At 49.7% G+C, this 17,327-nt stretch carries 29 protein-coding genes; 23 read left to right on the top strand and 6 right to left on the bottom strand.

The genetic code is table 11. From position 1 onward, the window contains the following. The first annotated feature begins 168 nt into the window (after window positions 1-168). From F384_RS26245 to F384_RS26200, 11 genes are all read left to right on the top strand, one after another. The gene (locus F384_RS26245) at window positions 169-846 is read left to right on the top strand and encodes a hypothetical protein (RefSeq protein WP_226991691.1); all 678 of its coding nucleotides are present in this window, start codon (window positions 169-171) and stop codon (window positions 844-846) included. Further along, window positions 843-1,307, top strand: coding sequence for a hypothetical protein (locus F384_RS30245; protein WP_193388325.1), 465 nt, complete (start codon window positions 843-845; stop codon window positions 1,305-1,307). The genes F384_RS26245 and F384_RS30245 overlap by 4 nt, the downstream gene beginning before the upstream one ends. Window positions 1,308-1,446: 139 nt before the next feature. Then, window positions 1,447-1,686, top strand: coding sequence for a type II toxin-antitoxin system CcdA family antitoxin (locus tag F384_RS26235; RefSeq protein WP_046498757.1), 240 nt, complete (start codon window positions 1,447-1,449; stop codon window positions 1,684-1,686). 2 nt (window positions 1,687-1,688) lie between these two features. After that, window positions 1,689-1,997, top strand: a complete 309-nt coding sequence (locus F384_RS26230) for a CcdB family protein (RefSeq protein WP_046498752.1) — start codon at window positions 1,689-1,691, stop codon at window positions 1,995-1,997. Window positions 1,998-2,020: 23 nt separating this feature from the next. Further along, the gene (locus F384_RS30200; RefSeq protein ID WP_167337386.1) at window positions 2,021-2,176 is read left to right on the top strand and encodes a hypothetical protein; all 156 of its coding nucleotides are present in this window, start codon (window positions 2,021-2,023) and stop codon (window positions 2,174-2,176) included. A gap of 154 nt (window positions 2,177-2,330) precedes the next feature. Beyond that, window positions 2,331-2,885, top strand: coding sequence for a hypothetical protein (locus tag F384_RS26225; protein ID WP_046498747.1), 555 nt, complete (start codon window positions 2,331-2,333; stop codon window positions 2,883-2,885). Window positions 2,886-2,957: 72 nt separating this feature from the next. Then, window positions 2,958-3,575, top strand: a complete 618-nt coding sequence (locus tag F384_RS26220; protein WP_046498741.1) for a hypothetical protein — start codon at window positions 2,958-2,960, stop codon at window positions 3,573-3,575. 22 nt (window positions 3,576-3,597) lie between these two features. Continuing rightward, complete coding sequence (locus F384_RS26215) at window positions 3,598-4,152, top strand: HAD domain-containing protein (protein ID WP_226991690.1); 555 nt, start codon at window positions 3,598-3,600, stop codon at window positions 4,150-4,152. A 92-nt stretch (window positions 4,153-4,244) separates the two neighbouring features. Further along, on the top strand, window positions 4,245-4,532 hold the full coding sequence (locus tag F384_RS26210; RefSeq protein ID WP_226991689.1) for a glutaredoxin family protein: 288 nt from the start codon (window positions 4,245-4,247) through the stop codon (window positions 4,530-4,532). A gap of 10 nt (window positions 4,533-4,542) precedes the next feature. Next, window positions 4,543-4,941 carry a hypothetical protein gene (locus F384_RS26205; RefSeq protein WP_046498736.1) on the top strand — a complete coding sequence of 133 codons (399 nt, stop codon included), beginning with the start codon at window positions 4,543-4,545 and terminating at the stop codon, window positions 4,939-4,941. Window positions 4,942-5,025: 84 nt separating this feature from the next. Next, on the top strand, window positions 5,026-5,352 hold the full coding sequence (locus F384_RS26200) for a hypothetical protein (protein ID WP_046498732.1): 327 nt from the start codon (window positions 5,026-5,028) through the stop codon (window positions 5,350-5,352). Window positions 5,353-5,715: 363 nt separating this feature from the next. On the opposite strand, the gene F384_RS26195 is transcribed toward F384_RS26200, so the two are convergent. The 3 genes from F384_RS26195 to F384_RS26185 form a co-directional block, all read right to left on the bottom strand. Next, complete coding sequence (locus tag F384_RS26195; RefSeq protein ID WP_046498729.1) at window positions 5,716-6,024, bottom strand: hypothetical protein; 309 nt, start codon at window positions 6,022-6,024, stop codon at window positions 5,716-5,718. A gap of 39 nt (window positions 6,025-6,063) precedes the next feature. Beyond that, entirely contained in the window at window positions 6,064-6,375 is a 312-nt protein-coding gene (locus tag F384_RS26190) for a hypothetical protein (protein WP_046498724.1), read from the bottom strand. Window positions 6,376-6,599: 224 nt separating this feature from the next. After that, window positions 6,600-6,938, bottom strand: a complete 339-nt coding sequence (locus tag F384_RS26185; RefSeq protein ID WP_046498719.1) for a hypothetical protein — start codon at window positions 6,936-6,938, stop codon at window positions 6,600-6,602. 237 nt (window positions 6,939-7,175) lie between these two features. Between F384_RS26185 and F384_RS26180 the strand changes: the two genes are divergently transcribed. The 4 genes from F384_RS26180 to F384_RS26165 all read left to right on the top strand — a co-directional run bounded on the left by F384_RS26180 (window position 7,176) and on the right by F384_RS26165 (window position 9,172). Continuing rightward, window positions 7,176-7,619, top strand: a complete 444-nt coding sequence (locus tag F384_RS26180; protein WP_046498716.1) for a hypothetical protein — start codon at window positions 7,176-7,178, stop codon at window positions 7,617-7,619. Between the two features lie 119 nt (window positions 7,620-7,738). After that, window positions 7,739-8,080: a hypothetical protein gene (locus F384_RS26175; protein WP_046498712.1), complete on the top strand. Its 342-nt coding sequence runs from the start codon at window positions 7,739-7,741 to the stop codon at window positions 8,078-8,080. A 158-nt stretch (window positions 8,081-8,238) separates the two neighbouring features. Continuing rightward, entirely contained in the window at window positions 8,239-8,859 is a 621-nt protein-coding gene (locus F384_RS30555; RefSeq protein ID WP_226991688.1) for a hypothetical protein, read from the top strand. Window positions 8,860-8,905: 46 nt separating this feature from the next. Then, a complete protein-coding gene (locus F384_RS26165; protein ID WP_046498709.1) occupies window positions 8,906-9,172 on the top strand; it encodes a hypothetical protein in 267 nt (88 codons plus the stop codon). A gap of 67 nt (window positions 9,173-9,239) precedes the next feature. On the opposite strand, the gene F384_RS26160 is transcribed toward F384_RS26165, so the two are convergent. The 3 genes from F384_RS26160 to F384_RS26150 are packed head-to-tail and all read right to left on the bottom strand — an operon-like array spanning window position 9,240 to window position 10,408. Beyond that, window positions 9,240-9,470, bottom strand: a complete 231-nt coding sequence (locus F384_RS26160) for a hypothetical protein (protein ID WP_046498706.1) — start codon at window positions 9,468-9,470, stop codon at window positions 9,240-9,242. Between the two features lie 42 nt (window positions 9,471-9,512). Beyond that, window positions 9,513-9,971 carry an RES family NAD+ phosphorylase gene (locus F384_RS26155; RefSeq protein WP_046498702.1) on the bottom strand — a complete coding sequence of 153 codons (459 nt, stop codon included), beginning with the start codon at window positions 9,969-9,971 and terminating at the stop codon, window positions 9,513-9,515. Next, window positions 9,968-10,408 (bottom strand): antitoxin Xre/MbcA/ParS toxin-binding domain-containing protein, encoded by a 441-nt coding sequence (locus F384_RS26150; protein WP_046499459.1) that lies wholly within the window; start codon window positions 10,406-10,408, stop codon window positions 9,968-9,970. Before F384_RS26150 ends, F384_RS26155 begins: the two co-directional genes overlap by 4 nt. Window positions 10,409-10,563: 155 nt before the next feature. Between F384_RS26150 and F384_RS26145 the strand changes: the two genes are divergently transcribed. From F384_RS26145 to F384_RS26110, 8 genes are all read left to right on the top strand, one after another. After that, window positions 10,564-10,881: a hypothetical protein gene (locus F384_RS26145; RefSeq protein ID WP_046498696.1), complete on the top strand. Its 318-nt coding sequence runs from the start codon at window positions 10,564-10,566 to the stop codon at window positions 10,879-10,881. A 41-nt stretch (window positions 10,882-10,922) separates the two neighbouring features. After that, window positions 10,923-11,765 carry a hypothetical protein gene (locus F384_RS26140; protein ID WP_046498690.1) on the top strand — a complete coding sequence of 281 codons (843 nt, stop codon included), beginning with the start codon at window positions 10,923-10,925 and terminating at the stop codon, window positions 11,763-11,765. Next, a complete protein-coding gene (locus F384_RS26135; RefSeq protein ID WP_046498685.1) occupies window positions 11,737-12,015 on the top strand; it encodes a hypothetical protein in 279 nt (92 codons plus the stop codon). Before F384_RS26140 ends, F384_RS26135 begins: the two co-directional genes overlap by 29 nt. 60 nt (window positions 12,016-12,075) lie before the next feature. Next, window positions 12,076-12,519 carry a hypothetical protein gene (locus tag F384_RS26130; RefSeq protein WP_046498679.1) on the top strand — a complete coding sequence of 148 codons (444 nt, stop codon included), beginning with the start codon at window positions 12,076-12,078 and terminating at the stop codon, window positions 12,517-12,519. 285 nt (window positions 12,520-12,804) lie between these two features. Beyond that, on the top strand, window positions 12,805-12,969 hold the full coding sequence (locus tag F384_RS30195) for a hypothetical protein (protein ID WP_167337385.1): 165 nt from the start codon (window positions 12,805-12,807) through the stop codon (window positions 12,967-12,969). Between the two features lie 239 nt (window positions 12,970-13,208). After that, on the top strand, window positions 13,209-14,384 hold the full coding sequence (locus F384_RS26125) for an HNH endonuclease signature motif containing protein (protein ID WP_226991687.1): 1,176 nt from the start codon (window positions 13,209-13,211) through the stop codon (window positions 14,382-14,384). Between the two features lie 1,130 nt (window positions 14,385-15,514). Further along, complete coding sequence (locus tag F384_RS26115) at window positions 15,515-16,036, top strand: hypothetical protein (protein WP_046498671.1); 522 nt, start codon at window positions 15,515-15,517, stop codon at window positions 16,034-16,036. 46 nt (window positions 16,037-16,082) lie between these two features. Beyond that, window positions 16,083-16,352, top strand: a complete 270-nt coding sequence (locus F384_RS26110; RefSeq protein WP_046498669.1) for a hypothetical protein — start codon at window positions 16,083-16,085, stop codon at window positions 16,350-16,352. Window positions 16,353-17,327: the final 975 nt, after the last annotated feature.

The raw sequence follows: 17,327 nt of genomic DNA, 5'->3' as shown, positions 1-17,327 counted from the left end.
GTGGGATTCAAACTTCCGAATGGTTTACGCAATGCTTGCTCTGCTTTCTGCTGTTATCTGGTGTCTAGTGAGCGCCACACGAGCGAACATATTCAAGGACGCTAACCCCCCTACCCGATAAGTCTGTCAATTCTCCAATAAAATGATAAAAAGTTATGAAATTAAGGAATGATGATGAACATAAATTACAGTATTAATAGCAGTGTGCTCATGATGATGAGTGAGTTTATGATTACAGCTTTTGTAATCGTAATGCTTTTTGTGATTGTATTAGTATATAACAAAGCATTTAAGTCTGAATTAAGCATTAAAATATTTTGCTTCAGTCAGTTAACAGCTATTTTCATTTCCGTATTAGAAATAACAACAAAAAGAACAAATACTGGAAGTATCAGTATTACATGGAGTGATGGCATCCATCAGTTTTATACCCACGTTTTTCTGGGGTTTGCTTTTTCTTTCTTACTTTTTTTGCTTGGTCTTTATGACTACAAAATGAAAGGCAACAAAGATGGTTTAAAGGATTGCAAAAAACATCTTTTACCGTGTTTCATAGGGAGTTGGTTCGTATTAATAATATTCTTTTTCTCCGCTTCGCCTTTGCGCTATGAGGAGAATTTGATTACGGATGCTCGTGTCGTAGCTTCGGATCCTAATCGAACCACAATTATCTATGCTGATGGGTTCTACTGGCTATTTGATATGGATAAAAATGAATTTGATAAGTCTATATCCAGAGAGATAGTCAGAGGCAACTACAAGATGTTATGTACTTCAGAGACACCAGCTACCTGTTGGGCAGGCAGGAAATTCCCCAAAAAAACACCACTGGACAAAGTTTTATGAAAGATTGTAACGCTGAGAAATATTGCTATTCATGTCTTTTCGCAGCGGTATTTAGACCAGGTGATATGCCTGTAATTTCCGCGTTCCGGGCGCGGTATTGGGCTCTAATCATTCGATGGGCATTGCGTTTCGGTTACACCGTTTGCCTGATTGGCAGCACTGGAACCGGAAAAAGTTACCTCCTCGAAAGAACGTTACGAGGACGGATCATTGATGCCCGACTGTTACTGGTAAAAAATGATTGGCATGGCCCTGTGCCATTCAGTTTGCGCGGTGCAAAGCCGGGCCCGGTAGGCATAGATGAATCATCCAGTTTTTCAGAGGAGACGCTACGTCAGAACGCTGAAAACCTGAAAGAACGAGGGGTAGCCTATACAGCGCAAAGTATTGAACAAGCTGCCAAAATTGCGACTAACCTGCCAAACCGGCGTGTGTTGTTAATCATGATTGGAAAATCTTAGCCTCATCAATTTAGACCGTCTGACCTGCTGAAGTGACGCAGTAGACTCTTTCGAAAGCAGACAGATTTGCTGGTGGGATAAAATGGGCGCATACTTAAAGCACGTGTAATTGACACGTGCTTTTTTTATTGGGGGACACATGCAGACTACAGCTGCTCGCCAGAAAAAAACCGTCAGTGTCACTCTTGAGCCAATGCTTGTACAGCAGGCAAGAGACGCTGGGATTAACTTGTCCGCCACGCTGGCAGAAGCGCTTCAGAGCAAACTGAAGGCCAGTGCTGCGGAAGAATGGAAACGACAGAATCGTGCTGGTATTCAGGAGTTGAACCGCATCACTGAAGAGCATGGGTTACTGTCTGACGAATACAGGACGTTCTGATAATGCAATACACCGTTTACCGCAATACCGGCAATAGCCAGGCATATCCTTACCTGCTGGATATACAGAGCGACATCATTGGTGAGTTGAATACCCGTCTGGTGATCCCGCTTCATCTGCTGAAAAAAGGAGCCTCGGCCCCGGTTGCGCGGTTAACTCCGGTTATTCAGGTGGAAGGGAATGACGTTATCCTGATGACACATGAAATGGCCTCGGTTCGCGTGAAGCAGCTTGGTCAGGCGGTCATGGATGCATCTCCGTTCCGGCACACTATCAAAGGCGCTGTGGACTTCCTGCTGGATGGTTTCTGACAGAGATAAAGAGCGAAAAATTGATGAAACAAAATGAACTGCTGGAAGTGGCAAAAGCCATGCGAGAGTATATTGATGCCCTGCCTGCCGATGTCGTTGCAGCATTACCGGCGATGCCGGGATTTGATCGCGACTGGGCCGACGAAGTTATTTACGAAGCTGAATCCGCCAGCAAATAAATCCCCGCCTGCGCCCGTTTCATCTGAATTCGGGCCGTCACAATCTTTCTGATTTTATTGAGAAAATAGCCACATTTTGTCGCCTTTTTCCCTTCGTCAGCAGACTCAGCCGTTCGATAATAACTACAGACCAACACAACAACTGAGGTGTTTTATGTTAGCGATTATCCCGGCAGCAGGCACTGACAAGGTTTTGAAAGCCTCCATCAAACATGTGCTCGATGAGTCTTTCCTGTTTGCAATGGCTTCAAAAGCAAGCGCAACGTACATTTCATCCCATATCAGCGATGACGGTGAGGGTACTGTGTTTTTCAGCCTGAGCGACTGGGATAGCCTCAAGCCGTCCTTACCAGACGATGGCTGGGATGGCGATACAATGCCGGGTTTCATTGAGCTTCTGGATGCCATTGCGGCGCAGAGCTATAACACTGTCGAATTTCACATTGATCACCCGCTGGTGGTAGGCGCTGTCTGGTTCACCAATGAATATTACTTCACGGTTACCCCGCTGGCGTATGACCTTGCCGCACCAGATGGTCAGTTTGTGCTGCCGGATGGCTCCTCCTACTGGCTCGATGACCTGGATGAAGTCAGTTATGACGAAATGACTGACTACTTTGACGGCATTATCGAAGTCGATGGCGATACTATGCTGGGTGTGAAACGCAACAACGATGACACCGTAAGCGTCAGCAAAATCGAAAGCTAACTCCCCCTCTGCCCGGTGTCGGTAACCTGCCGCACCGGGCATTTTTCCCACCAGCACCCTCTGGAGGGTTTCATGAAAGACCGTTTTTATCTGGTCAGCCTGCGTGACACCGTTGGTAGCAATACCGCCTTTCATAGCCATCACGGCAGGGGTTACAGCACCGATCAGCGTAACGCACGGGTTTACACCCGCGAGGAAGCACAACGTGCATGGAATACGGGACGGGAGTTTGACCTGCCGATTGATGCTAATGCTGTCGACCGCCATCTTGTGTTTCATGTCGATCATCAGCTTGTGCCGGGACAATCAGACCTTACTGAAAGCGCCACCGGATATGTCGGGTTCGTTAAAGGCCAATGGGACGGAAATGATCTGTTCTGGCTGGCGGATACGGGCACAACCACGGATTTTTCCCTTGCAAGACGGTTTGGCTCACCGCAGGCAGATAGCCCGGATGTTGTCTGGTTACCCCACCGCATCGCCGACACTGCAAAGCGCCCTACCTTCAGTATTGAGTTGATAAATCGCCGTCAAATGACGCAGGGGGCCGGTCTGCTGATGCCTGCCTGGCTGAAACGCCAGAATCGCCGACAGTCAATGGGGCTGACTCGCTGGAATTGTCCCGGATGTGGCCGTATTTCATGGCAACAGAATCCGTATGATTTTGATGGTTGCCGGTTCTGTATTTGAACGACGGCAATGAGAGGCTTTCATGTTCGGATTTGTGCAAAAGTGGTTAGCGCGGCTCACCAGCCAGGACGATATGGATCAGATGTCGGCCCGGCGCTCTGCGGGCGAGTTCTGGCTGGAAATAGATGCCGGTCGTCACTGGATTTTCCTCGACATTGATGGCGTACTCCACCGGGCTGAAAACGGGTCGCTGGAGTTTATGCCTGTACTGGATCACGTGCTAACGCAATGCCCGCAGGCGGGAATTATCCTTTCCACAAACTGGCGTATCGGCGTACCCCGGGAAATGGTGCTGAGTCATTTCCCTGCGGGTATACGCGAGCGGATTGCGGGACTCAATCCCGATCTTGATGGGCTGGTAGATAACCACGTGCGTTACCACGAGTGCATGGCGGTCGTTAAACGGTTCGGCCTACAGTATTACACCTTCGTGGACGATACTGCCCGGCTGTTTCCTGCCGACTGCCCTGCCCTTTTTCTGACCCAACGCCATGAGGGGCTGAATACTTTGCGAGCCGAAGCCCTGATTGCCCGGGTTAATGCGCTGAACTCTCACGCTCACCGTTCTGGGGGCTAATCGCACTATCGCCCGCCGTTTCCCCTGCCGCACTTCGTCAGCCGTAGAAAGCTGAGATAATAAATATATCCCGAACACACCAGGCTATCTCAATGAAAATTACTGTGTTTACTGCCCCTGATTGTCCGAAATGCCGTATGACGCTTACCCGCTTTTCTCTGGCTGGGGTGGATGTGAATGAGATCCCGCTGGTGGACAACGCTGACCTCGTTCGCCTGACACAAAATACCGGTGCGCCGCTGGTAGTGGTGGTCAACGATGCGGGCCGTGTGACGGGTTGGGGTGGGTTCCGGCCTGATCTTATTGCGACAACTGCCAATGGCTGGAGTGTCGGGTCACTCGATATCCCCCCGTCGCTGGTTAATCACGTCCTTCACTGAGGTAAACGCCATGCACAATATCTCTGTCGAAATCCCTGCGGCCCTCGGCGTACACCCTCCTTCAGGAGCGGATGTCGTGCTGATAGACGATCTGAATAAAGCCCTCGCCGGTGCTGGCTTACCGCGACTGAAGATAGACCCGATAACGTGGACACCTCCATCAGGCCGACCGGTGATCTACCGGTCTGAAATTCCCGATATCCTGCGCCATGCAGGCATAAACCCTGACACCTCTGACATGGTGAAAACCTTCTGCTCCGGGCCACTGCCGATTGACGATAACGAGCTGGATGCCCTTCTGGAGATGCGCGAGCGGGATGGTCATAGCGAAAGCTTCAGGATCGCGCTCTGTGGAGCGCTGGATGCGATTCTCGTTCGACTCTACTCAGCAGAGCGTCAGCTTCGCTAAATCGCCTGTAACGGCGCTGGTGGCCTCAGATGGGGTATCAACCGGCCCGGTTTCGGCCTGAATAGTTCAAAGGGAGCAAGGTATATGAGTCCTGAAGAAGAAAATGCGCTGCATCAGCAGCTGATTAAGCTTGGCGATATGATGGGGGATGGCCTGCACTATGAGCGCGACGGTCAGTGGATAGCCCGGGAGTACAAGGCCACGTTGCGGGCGCTGGGGCTTTTGAAGGCTCCCAAGCGTAAGCATAACCCGGCCAAAACACTCGCTGTGGATGAGCGCATGGCGCAACGTGTGAAGGACGTAGCCTGTACGCAGTGCGCCGGGAAACTAAAACAGGTGCGTTCCGGGTCTCTGAAAGCGCGATGCAGCCGATGCGATACAAAGTTCACCCTCCTGAAAACCATCAAGTAACCACGCCCGCAGCTGGTGGGCACTCCACCAGCAAAAAAATTCCCGAAACTGTGACTCCTGCGCTTGCCTGCCTTAACGTCGTGATACCTGACAACCCGCCCGAAGAAATTAAATCTCACACCTGCAAAAGTCGTGATGCAACGATTTGGCGTATCTACCACATGCAGCGAGATAAAAATGAAAGACTTTCATTACCTGTACGTTGAACTCCTGGTCGAATTGCTTCGACTGGTCAATTTTCTTCTGCCGTTATGGTTTGGCAGTTGAAAGTGAGAAGGAAATGCCGGGTAAGACCTTACCGGGTATTTAAAATTAAAAGGGCGCACTTAGCGCCCTGTCAGAAAGGTGTTTTATTGCGAGGGATTAAGAGACAACCGTTGATTTCGTTTTGCTGTTTTTCCGTGCTTTAAAGTATTCGTACACCTGCACCGCACGGTAAATAACGCCACCAGCAAGAACACAACCGCAAAAGACGAGGAGAAACCACGAAAGGATCCTTAATACATCAAAATTTAGTGCTTTTGCCGCCGAACCTGCTAAAACGATAATAAGTAAACACAAAAAAGATACGATTACCATATGCTTACCGAGATGTACGCCATACAACAGCAAGGTAAGAACCAGATAAATGACCGTTGACGCGCTGGCTAAATTCAGGGTGGATGGATCCATATTGATACCTTCGGCAATCAGTAATGAAGTTTATGACCGTTAATTTAGGAGGTTAAGAGACGACAGTTGCTTTCGGGTTTCGTTTTTTAAATATTTGTACACTTGCACCGCACGGTAAATAACGCCCCCCGTAAGCACACAACCGCACAAACCGGGGGCAAACCACATAACGTTCTCTAGCCCACTAAGTTGAAGCTTTCTTGCTACTGTTTCCACTATAACGCACATACCGAACCACACTGCGCTAAAGAGCAGCAGATATTGGGCGATGTTAAAGCCATACAGCGACAAAATAAGAAAAAAATAAACAGCAATCGCAGCACTAATGGTATAGGGCGTAATGAATTCCAAATTGCACCTCCAGCAATTGATATGGGGCATTGGCTGTCTGATTTACCATTCCAGGACGGAGTGATAACAGCCATTTGACCATAGGTGCATAATGTCACGAAATAAGAGCACTAAACGCATTTTAAAAGGTACAAATTGCGTGTAAAAAAGCCCGCCATAATATGGCGGGCACATTCAACTTCATTACCGGCGACCTGCTAAATCACCGTAATCAAAGGCGCAGGCTACTGACGAAATTCCCACTGTTTGATCAGTTTTTTGACAAACGCCTCGCCATAGATCTCATGTGATTCCATGTACGCACAAAGCTGTATCAGGGTCATCATGCCATCGCGAAGGGTATCGCATGACTCGTTACGGCAATAGGCCGTAAGTTTATACATGTCTGCCCCGCAAACATCCGGGTTGTAGAGATTAACGATCAGGCTTGCCGCGAATTTCTTTCTCTCGGCGATAGCGCCCAGATACGCCAGCTCCCTTTTCAGGTCTTCCGGGATAGGCGTGACATCACACGCTCGTGGGTTCAGGTTTATCTGGATATGGTCAAAGTCGATTTCCTGCATTGTCCTGGTTCCTTCTGCTGATATTCGGTATCCGTCTGCCGGGCCACACGGTTCTGCATGTCATGCCCTTAATATCGCCATTGTACCGGATACCTGCAATTTGCCCCGTAACTACCGGTGCTGATGATGAAAAATATCTGTATTTTGCGAACGATACACATCTGCCCTTCCTTATTTCGTCAGCTGAATTGTGCCGGGTAAGCTGGTTGCTATGTAAGTGACCTAATGGAGAACACCATGCAGCACACTGCAACCACGCACCTGCCACCGGCTAACACCGTGAGCATCGTCAGTACAACCTACGGTCAGACGCTGGTGGTACTGAACGGGAAATGCCTCCTCTGCGTACCGCCTGAGCGAGGGGATGAAGCCCGGCAACTGGCATCAACCACTGCCGGAGCGCTCAACGTGCCGGTCGATGTCGTCCACCTCGATACATTTGCTACCGATACAACCGAAAGCCAGCTGATGGCCCGCTTTGAAAACCAGAATGCCGGGCCGTGGTATAGCCATGCGTTTACCATCGCGTTCAGTGTTGAGTACCCGGCGAAGAGTAGCGATGACATTCCACCAGCGGAATTACACCGTGCGTTGATGAAGCGGGCCAGAGACTTTGCCGGTGATCTCGATGCGCTGGTGGAAGCCTGCGGGGCATCTTATGACAGTTATCAGATGGGGTAATGCCTGCTGGAAATGACCGCATTCTGCTGGCTTTTTCAATGAGATATCGCCAGCTGCTTTGGTAGAGTTTTCCAGATAGCAAGCGAACATCATAGCCAGTGGCAAGAGGTAAACCCTATATGAATTCTGTCTGTCTTGATTACGAGAAAGTAGATTTTCTGGCGAATCTCCTGATCCCCGCCCTCGCCAGACACCCCATCAGTAACAGTTTCCCGGAGCGCGGTCTCGCACTGAAGGAAAAGCACCCTGAACTGGTGGACTGGCCCGAGCGCAAACTGGGAGAAGTGGAAAATTATCAGAATGCGCTGTCCAGACAGCTACCAAGCCTGAACAATCTGACCCTGCCGGAGTTTATCGACTTCATTCTCACCCCGCATGTCGCAGAGTATGTTCTTGAGCAGGTGGGCACTCCGCTTGCTGAAGAAACCATGCAGCTGTTTATGGCGAAAGTGAAGGCATAACGCGGTTTTCCGCCCCATATCCTCCAGATAATAACCGGCCTTAATGGTCGGTTATTTTTTTGCACTTTCTGCCCCGAAAGCCTTCGTCACCTGCGGGGAGCATGGTTAACTGGTTATGTAAACAAAACGAACAACACACATAACTACAGGGGTCTACCATGTTAAATCCAGCTATCTGCGCCATGTTCATGTTTCAGGGCTTCCAGCAGGAAGTCGCTCGCCTGACTGCATTATCAGAGGCAAATCCTATCGCCCTTACTTTCGAGTGTGACAGCATCCAGACCATGATCTGTGAAACGCTGGCTGGTGGCGAAATTGATTGCGCCGAATGGATGCTGGACGTCGCAGGACGTATCTGTTTAGCCTGTGAGCCTGCTTATCAGGCCTCTGAAGAGGTGGGCATCTGGTACTACGATATTGCTGAATGGCTGGGCGCTGAAGTGGCCTGCCGTTGCGTGAAAGGTGATTTCAGCGTGAGCCAACTGGTCGATCTGGCAGTGAGCCTCACTGAGTCATGGGACGCGATGAGCGATACCCGCAAACAGGATGCCGACGATTACGTCATTAACCGCATCACTGGCCTTGGTATGTTGTTCTGTTCCCGTACAGAAGCTCCCGGCGTGACCCATTGGGAAACCGATGATATGCAGGTCACACTGACCCAGCGTGTCGGGTTTATTTATACCCTGACGGTTCTGCCGAAAACCGGCGCAGCCCCTCTGCTGATTGAAAACGTGATTTTTAATGCCGCTCAGCCAGTCGTCCATCGCCTTGTCTGAAACTCTGGCCACTGCGACTCACCACATTCACTACAGGAAAATGACCATGAAACTCACTGTATCGACTCGCCAGGTAAGAATTGAAGGGAATTATGTCTCTGTCGTCTTTAATCGTTTCCACAACACCATGCCGGAAACGGCGGAGGTTAAAAATGCCGATCAGGCGCGGGCATTCATCAACGATTACATCGCCCGTAATATCCATGAAACGCCGATGCATCTGGTGCTGAATAAAGAGGGCCGGGCATTTGGCGGGTTCGACGCGCTGAACAGCAGCCTTCCAGCCGCGATTGAATCATCTACCCGTTTGTAATGTCTGGTTGGTGGCGCTCAGTGAAGAGCGTCACCCCATGTAACGAAGGGAATTACCAGAGTACCGATTAATCTTTCCTGACCCACGCCAAAAGCATCGCGCCCGCCATCACCGTCAGCATCACTGCAAAGATGAAACCAACCATACTCACCGCGTCATTCTTGCCTGAATAACCGCAGGCTTGAGAGGTATCACCGACCGTTTTACAAATTGTATCGGGATCAAGTCCCCAGTATACAAAGACAAACAAGGCAATTGCAGAGATAACAGCTTTATAGGCTTTCGCTTTCTTTACCATCAGACACACCTCAGTTCGTTACTGTGGGGGAATTGCATGGTGTTATTTCAGGCGCGAATCAAACCGGAACGGAATTTTCCTGACGGTAGCCATCAGTTCAAAGAGTTCAGGGTGAGCGGGATTCAGCAGGTAGTTGAATTCAACCGGAGACAGCGCACTGGGGATACGTAGCGCGATTGAAGAACCGCTTTCAACCCAGCTATCACCGTAGTGCGCCAGCTCGGCAGGAGCATCCTGACTTGCCCAGTTATCAGGAAGCAGGTTCATGTCGAATGTCTGGATCTGTTCATCCGGTACATCGAGACTCAGCAGGGTAAAGTCGTCCAGTAGCTGCGGTGCGTTAATGTGTACCAGCGTTTCAAGCATGGTAAGGGAGGCCGCTTCGGACAGGTAGACCATTGCTGTGCCAACGCTGTTCCAGCGGCCCCCCGCTTCTTTTGCACCCAGACCAGACCACGCAGTCATCAGATAACGAGTCTTGGTCAAACGGTAAAGGATCACGAATATACCCCGTGCTCAATACGCGTAATCAGGCGCATAACTTCGAGCGCACCAGTCTCAGAAGAAACAACCTCTGCCGGTGATTTCCAGCTCAGACCACGGTTCGCTTCGTTCATCCATTTGTGCGCTGCTTCTTTGTCACCTTCAAACAGCTCTACAGCACGTTCAATGACGCGGATAATGCGCACCAGACGTTCGCTCTGATCGGCAGTGAAACGGTCTTTGATGCTACGATTAAACGTCGTATTCGGTATGCCCGACATTTTGCGCAGTTCAGACGGCGTGATGTTAGCCCATTCCGAAATGTGCTTAGCTACTGTGCCATCGAGACCGTGATTGATTTTGTCCATCAGCCCGATACCGTCATTGTCCAGACCAACAACCTGCCATAAGCAGTGCTGGTTCGATTTGGTCACGTCTGGAGAAAAAACTTTCATCGTCATAATTAGACCTCCCATTTGGTAATTTAATTATACCATATGGAACACTAACGGCAATCTTTTCACCATCAGGACAACCTCAGCGCCCTTCGTCACCTGCTCCGCCTGCCGGATAATAGGTTTATAACGACAAAACCATGACAGGGGACATCATGCCTAACCTTTATAGTTATGACCAACTGGACGCCTCACGACAGCAAGCAGCGCGAGCATCAGCCGCTGGTGGCGAATTATGGTGTGCCCGCAACAACGTGAAGAAGCAGGCAGCAGCGTCAAAGGCCGCAATTCACCGGGCAATCAATGACCATCACCGCATTGCCCGGCTGCAAAACACCTTTTCACTCGCGAAGGATATGCGTGAAAAGCCGGTCAGCTGGATTGAAAAGCGAATCCTCGAAAATCTGTGCATGTTCAATGAGCAGGGCGATATGTACCTGTTCACGCAACAGAACTTTGTCAGCAAACTCTGAACCTCTGGCCCGGTTCGTCGGGCCATTAAAAGGAAACCGATATGACAGACTTCATTGATAAACTGGCAGCGAATGGTGTGGCCTTTACCCTTCAGGACGGACGAATCATCGTTGAAGGCGATCTTCGTGTCGGGTTTACGCTTGAGCCAGAAGATACGGCAATTCCCTGTGACTATATTCCCGCGAATCTGACCGTGACGAACACCCTGACCATTCTGGCGGGCATTCATAGCATCCCTGCCGGGCTGGTGGCCCGCAATCTGTTTATCAGCTACTCTGAGCTGGAATCTCTCCCTGACAACCTGACCATTACCGGTACGCTCATGGCGAATTCATCACGCCTAAAGTATCTGCCGGAAAATCTTACGGTGGGCCGAGTTCTGGACATCATGTGTACTGATATCGCCTACCTGCCGGAAACGCTGAAAGTCGCTGGCAGTATGATGCTATCCAACACCCGCATTACCACTTTGCCGGATAACCTGCATCTTGAAGAAAATCTGGCCCTCGAAGCCATGCCGTTACAGGCGTTGCCAAAAAACCTGAAGGTGGGCCGCAGCCTGTATCTGGATGCGGTGGGTCTGAAGCGGATCCCTGAGTGTATATCGTGCCCCGTGATTAACCTGGTTAACCCGGGTAATTTTGAGAATGTCGCGTCGGTCACCGGAATCGGCGGAAAGCCTAACCGCCATGTCTACGCGCTACGTACAGCGATTGGCGTTCGCGTATGCATGTACGATCTGTCTGTAGACCCGGAAATATTTGGCCTGATGGTACGTGGCATCTATGATGAACCCACGGCTGAACTACTTGATAAGGCCGCACAACAATGTGTTCAGCGTCTGGAGGATATGTATGCTTCTGAAAACGCAGTTCGGCACTGACTCCGGTATGATTTATACCCGGAAGGTGTATCTGCATTACACCGACACTGACGGGCGTTCATGCAACAAGCTGATAAAAGGTTACTACTACCCGGGCGAAGTCCCGGTTGAGTCGTTTTCAGAGCGGGCGCTTGCTCCTGGTATGCGCCATCTGCTTAGTTGCCGATGCGGAGCACAAAACTGGGTTGCAACAGGCGGTATCAACGAATACCAGTGCGACAGCTGCGCAAAGGAAATAACCGTATACTGACGGTCAGCGCGGCGATACCGTTCGACCGGCATACCCATGACAATTAAGAGCAGGTGCTAAATGACAAAAGAAGATTCACAATTTTATGCCGGTGCAATCTGGGCCGCGTCGACCATTTACCGGATGCATTCTGATTCCGTAGTCGCGAAGGATTTTCTCCGCGAAATTAACGAGCTGGATGTGGCCGCAAAATGTGGGGCAGAGTATGACGTTGCCCCATTGCGCCTGTTTGTTATGCGTGATCTACCACTGGGTCACGATGCGGATTATGAGGCCATCAGTTTCGGGCCGGTAGACCGACACGGCAATATCATCTGCGATCACTCTCAGACTGCCGTCACCGATATCACCGGGCAACGAGCGTATGGGGTTTATGCCCGCCGTCCGGGTGAGTCAAATCTGACGCTCGTCGACAATCTGGATGACGAAGAAGAGGCCGAACCACTGGCGAAGGCGCTGGCTGAACAGCTCCAGCAAATCAAAGAAGGCCGCTACGATATTTAAGCGTTAGTCCTCGTACTGCTGGTGGCAATGCACTGGCGATTAAGGGGGTTAAGCTGCAAACATGACCCGCTGATATGTCGGTATAAAGCCTGTTTTCTAAAAGCCGTCCGGTTCGCCTGACGGCTTTTTTTGTGCCCGGAAAAGCAAGCATAACACGAAACGAAACCGAGATTATCTTTCTGAAAATAAATGGCTTTTTATACCCTCGTTTTCTTCGTCACCTGAGTCACTCCCCAGATACTGGATACAGAAGCCACAACATGTACCCGTTAATAGGAGCGACCCATGAAAGCACAAGCTGTTCGTAATCACTCTTTTGGCTCACTGAAGCTCAACGCAAGCCATGCGGCAGCAGCCGCGCTGGCTCACCCGGTAACCCATTTCTTCATGCTGTTCGCCATCGTGATGTACCTGGTCTATGGCGGTGTGGTTCTCGGCATTAAGCCGTAGTTTCCCTGTGGCCGGTCGCCCAACCGGCTTTGCCTCCAACCCTTCTGGAGGTGAATGTTAACTTCCCCGGTAAGCCGGGGATTTTTTTTGCCCGTAACTTCACCGTTCGCAACGGGAGCTAAAAACCCTCAGCGTTAGTTCCGTAACATAAGCGCTTCCTCAACGTCCAGGCAGTACCTTACCCTATGAGCAACACGCCACCTTCTGCCAGCCCTTCTACTGGAATGACGAACACTCTGATGACGCTGTACATCGAGCCTGATATGCCCGGTATCGAACATCTCATTATGACGATTATTCGGCTTCGACGAGAAGGGTGGATAGCGTCGGAAGAAATGCCTTTCCGACTATTTTCTTCAGAAGCATACCAGGCGATTCCTCCAGAGGCGTTTACTGACCCCATGCATCACCAGCTGAAAGAATATGTCAGCTTGTCCCGGGAGTTCGGTCTAATTAATGGGGCAAGACATAAGGCTCACCTCCGTGGTGTCATTCGCAGGGGGATAATGTCAGGTATAGATAAAACAGAGGTAATTCGACGCGTTCTATTATCAACTCAGTATTCTGACCATGAGCAGGAGATCACTTATCTGATTCGATCCCTCGCCCGACGAAATGACCGGGTAGCCCTTAAGCTATTTCCCCGAATGTTCAGGTACAAAGCCTTTGGCGTGGTAGAAACAGGATCAGGTTATCCACGACGGTACGAACATCATAGTTCCAATGACTGCCTGCTAGCAGGATATCTCAGAGACCAGGAAGAAATTCGTTCTTCTCAGGCCCGCCTGGCTTTACTCGATACTGAAGTCGAAAAGGAGAATGCTCAGAAATATGTACGAAACAAAATTCCTGCATCACGGCTGGTTCATTTCAGGCTCTGGTTTACTCGCCGATTTGGTAATGACACATCCCGTTTAATGGAGTCCGTAGACATCTACTGCGAGGAGCAAAATCCAGTAATGGGTGAGCAACCGGCAGTATTGCCATTACCGCGTGGTCACCTCCCCCATGCAGATATTCGTATGCGTTCACCGAGTACCCGCCGTGAGGTAAGCGTTCGTGATGTGCATGTTCAGTCTCAGTTCCGTGAACTGGTGGAAAAGAATTTTGGAAGCCGGTGCGCGGTATCGGGTAAACACCTCAACGGTGTACTGGAGGCAGCACATATTGAACCAACATCCGTAGCGGGCTGCTATAACGCCAGTAACGGCGTTTTGCTATCACCAACATTCCACCGCCTGTTTGACACAAACATGATGGGTATTGATCCCGATACACTACAGGTTCACTTCGCAAGCGGTATAGAGTTCCCTGAGTATGAAGGGGTCTGTATAAAACCGTTGATCTACAATCTGGATAAAAACAGGCTCCGGGCAAGATGGCTTGAATTTATGGTGAACGCGCCAGCTGAATAAGCCCTCTCCCCTCTTCCATCCCCCTGCCCTATTCAATCTCTTTATTGAAATAGCAAGGCAACATGGAGATTAGTAGCGCACAAACAATTCACCGATAATTCACATAAAAACCATATCAAAACAGAAAAATCAGATTACCGCATTTCATAACGCACTAGTAATTCACATTTAATAGACATTCAATCCAATCATCTCCTGTTCGCTTTGAATTTAAGTGATACCAGTGAATGATAAAGGACAGATAATTCACAAAATAACAATCATGTAAATTCAACACAAAGAAATGCAGAGCGGTATCTTCGGCCTGGTTCCAGTAATTGATGGTTTGAGTCCGGCCCGCATGTCATACTGATTTATATCTTTCGTGCAGCCCTGCGGTAGGCACGATTTCATCTCAATACATCCAGTGGCATGTGACTATATGATCGACCAGGCAGAGTTAATGAAGAGAGTTTTAGCGGTTCTGCAAGCCAGAAACGTGTCATTATCAGAGAGTCCTACGCGAATTCTGATGATGCTCCCAACACGGTTACGCGTGAATGTCACTGTAATCGATGCTCAAAATGAACCGTTAACCGCAACACTGATGCTGGATCAGGAAGGTCAAGTGACCTGTAAGCTGGCAACAGATCCGGCTGACACCGTCGTAGATATCAGTCGATATAGAGTCTGATTTAAATCCTCGCGTTCCAGCCAGCCATCCCCATCGTCGTTGCAGAATATGGCAATAAGCCAATCCCCAGCACAACCCTGAGTTGTAGCCGAAGAAAATCGTGCGCAATGCGCACGTAAACATGTCTGCCCGCCACGCGGGCAAAAGCCGTCTAAAGCTTCGGTCTCAGGCGAAGCTGGCACGGCATGTAAATTCGAATAGCGCCCTCACGGGGCGATTAGGCGAATTCTCAGCCCGCCAGGGCAAAGTCTCAAAGCGTATGGGGGTTAACCCCCCCAAAACGCTGTGGAGACTGTGGTAGCTTTTCGGAAGAACGATCCCGAAGTACTGACTACGGGCTGCGGCTGCCACCAGCCCGGCTATCAGGCGACCTATTAAATATTTCTCCGTATCACTTCGTCACCAGCTGAACGTGATTGACAATGGAATAACAAACAATAAACGGGGAACACGCACAATGAACACTCAAACAAGAATCAAACTGAAAGGCCTGAAAATCTACACTGGCATGAGCCAGGAAACTGTCTGCTTTAACGCGACAATCCTTTTCGACGGTCTGAGCATAGGTACAGCTGAGAATGATGGGCATGGTGGCGAAACTTGCGCTAATTTCGAGTCGGGGAAAAAAGATCTGTTTACTCAGGCCGAATCCTATGCAAAGGGGCTTTTGCCAATCTGCCTTGGTGAACACAATGGTAAACCATATTTCACTGACGCTAATCTGATTGAGGTAATCGATCATCTGGTCGGTTTGGAAGAGCGCAACCGCAAAACTAAATCAAGTTTTAAGCGGGTGTACCGCAAGAAAATCTGTGTATTACGCGATAGCAGACTGTGGGTCGTGGGGTATAAAACCCAGACGCAATACGCTTCATACATTGCTCAAATCAAAAAAGAACATGGCCCTGATATCGTCATCCTGGACGATTTGGAACATGATGAAGCTTTCGAGCTGTACAGCAAGCATTTATACGCCTGACCATCTGGCGTGGTAGAATTGAATAAAACTACCGCAGGGGAACAAAATGAAAGTTAAGGAGCTTATCGCTCAGCTTCAACTACACGACCCGGAAGCAGTTGTCGTAGTTGCCGGATTTGAAACCCAGAGTACTGGACTGGTTGCCGAAGCCGATACTATCAAAGAATGCGTGACAGTTTCTGTCAAAGCGGACAGCATGACGGGTGACCGTTCGCTGGCAAAAGAGGGGTCACCATCTGTTTGGTTGGGATGGGGGGATGATTACCGCACGGAGTTCTTCGTTAGTGCCATCACCGACCCTGACGAATTGGCCTGATTCTATTAAATACCCAAAAGCCTCTCATTCGGAGGCTTTTTTTATTGTTTGTTCAACGATGGCTGGCACGGGGATCTCTTCCGGTGCTAAAGCCACTTAACCCCCTTAATCGCCAGCCAGCCTCTCCGGGTTCTGCCCGGCCCGTGGGTTACTTAACCCCCTTAATCGTGTGAGATAACATTAATGTTTGCCCGTAAGGCGCTTTTCAGACAATAAAGTTTGCCCGTAAGCATGAACTGGTCTTCATCCACTAAAGGGAACATCCCCCTAAGCGAGGTTCTGTTGCCGAACTTTTCTTACTGAGGCCGCTACGGGCAATGTGACAGCGCCAACGATTGTATTAGCACTCTTCCAAATTAACACCGTCGTTAGCACTAATTCCCAACCGATTAAAGCGTTCACCATGACTGAATTCAACTTTCAGCGAGTGGAATAATCTTCCAGCACAAGCATCATGCTCTTACGGGCAAACTTTATTGTATTTTTACGTTCTTACGGGCAATCTTTATTGTCTGCGGACAAACTTTATTGTTGTTTCACAAATCGCCAGCCAGCCTCTCCGGGTTCTGCGCGGCCCGTGGGTCACTTAACCCCCTTAATCGCCAGCTAGCTTCTCCGATTCTGCCCGGCAGGTGAGTCACTTAACCCCCTTAATCGCCAGCCAGCCTCTCCGGGTTCTGCCCGGCCCGTGGGTCACTTAACCCCCTTAATCGCCAGCTAGCTTCTCCGATTCTGCCCGGCAGGTGAGTCACTTAACCCCCTTAATCGCCAGCCAGCCTCTCCGGGTTCTGCCCGGCCGTGGGTTACTTAACCCCCTTAATCGCCAGCGGTGGAAATGACCGACTCATAAATTGAGTTTCTTGATCGCAAAAAACAGAAAAAAGAAAATAGAATGTTAGCGTCTCAATCTGATTGCCGTTACAATTGTACGCATAGAGCATCATTTTACGCATTATACGTAAAGTATACGCATAT

The sequence above is a fragment of the Citrobacter amalonaticus Y19 genome, assembly GCF_000981805.1.
Classification (GTDB): Bacteria; Pseudomonadota; Gammaproteobacteria; order Enterobacterales; family Enterobacteriaceae; genus Citrobacter_A; species Citrobacter_A amalonaticus_C.
This window is presented reverse-complemented; position numbering and strand designations above follow the sequence as displayed.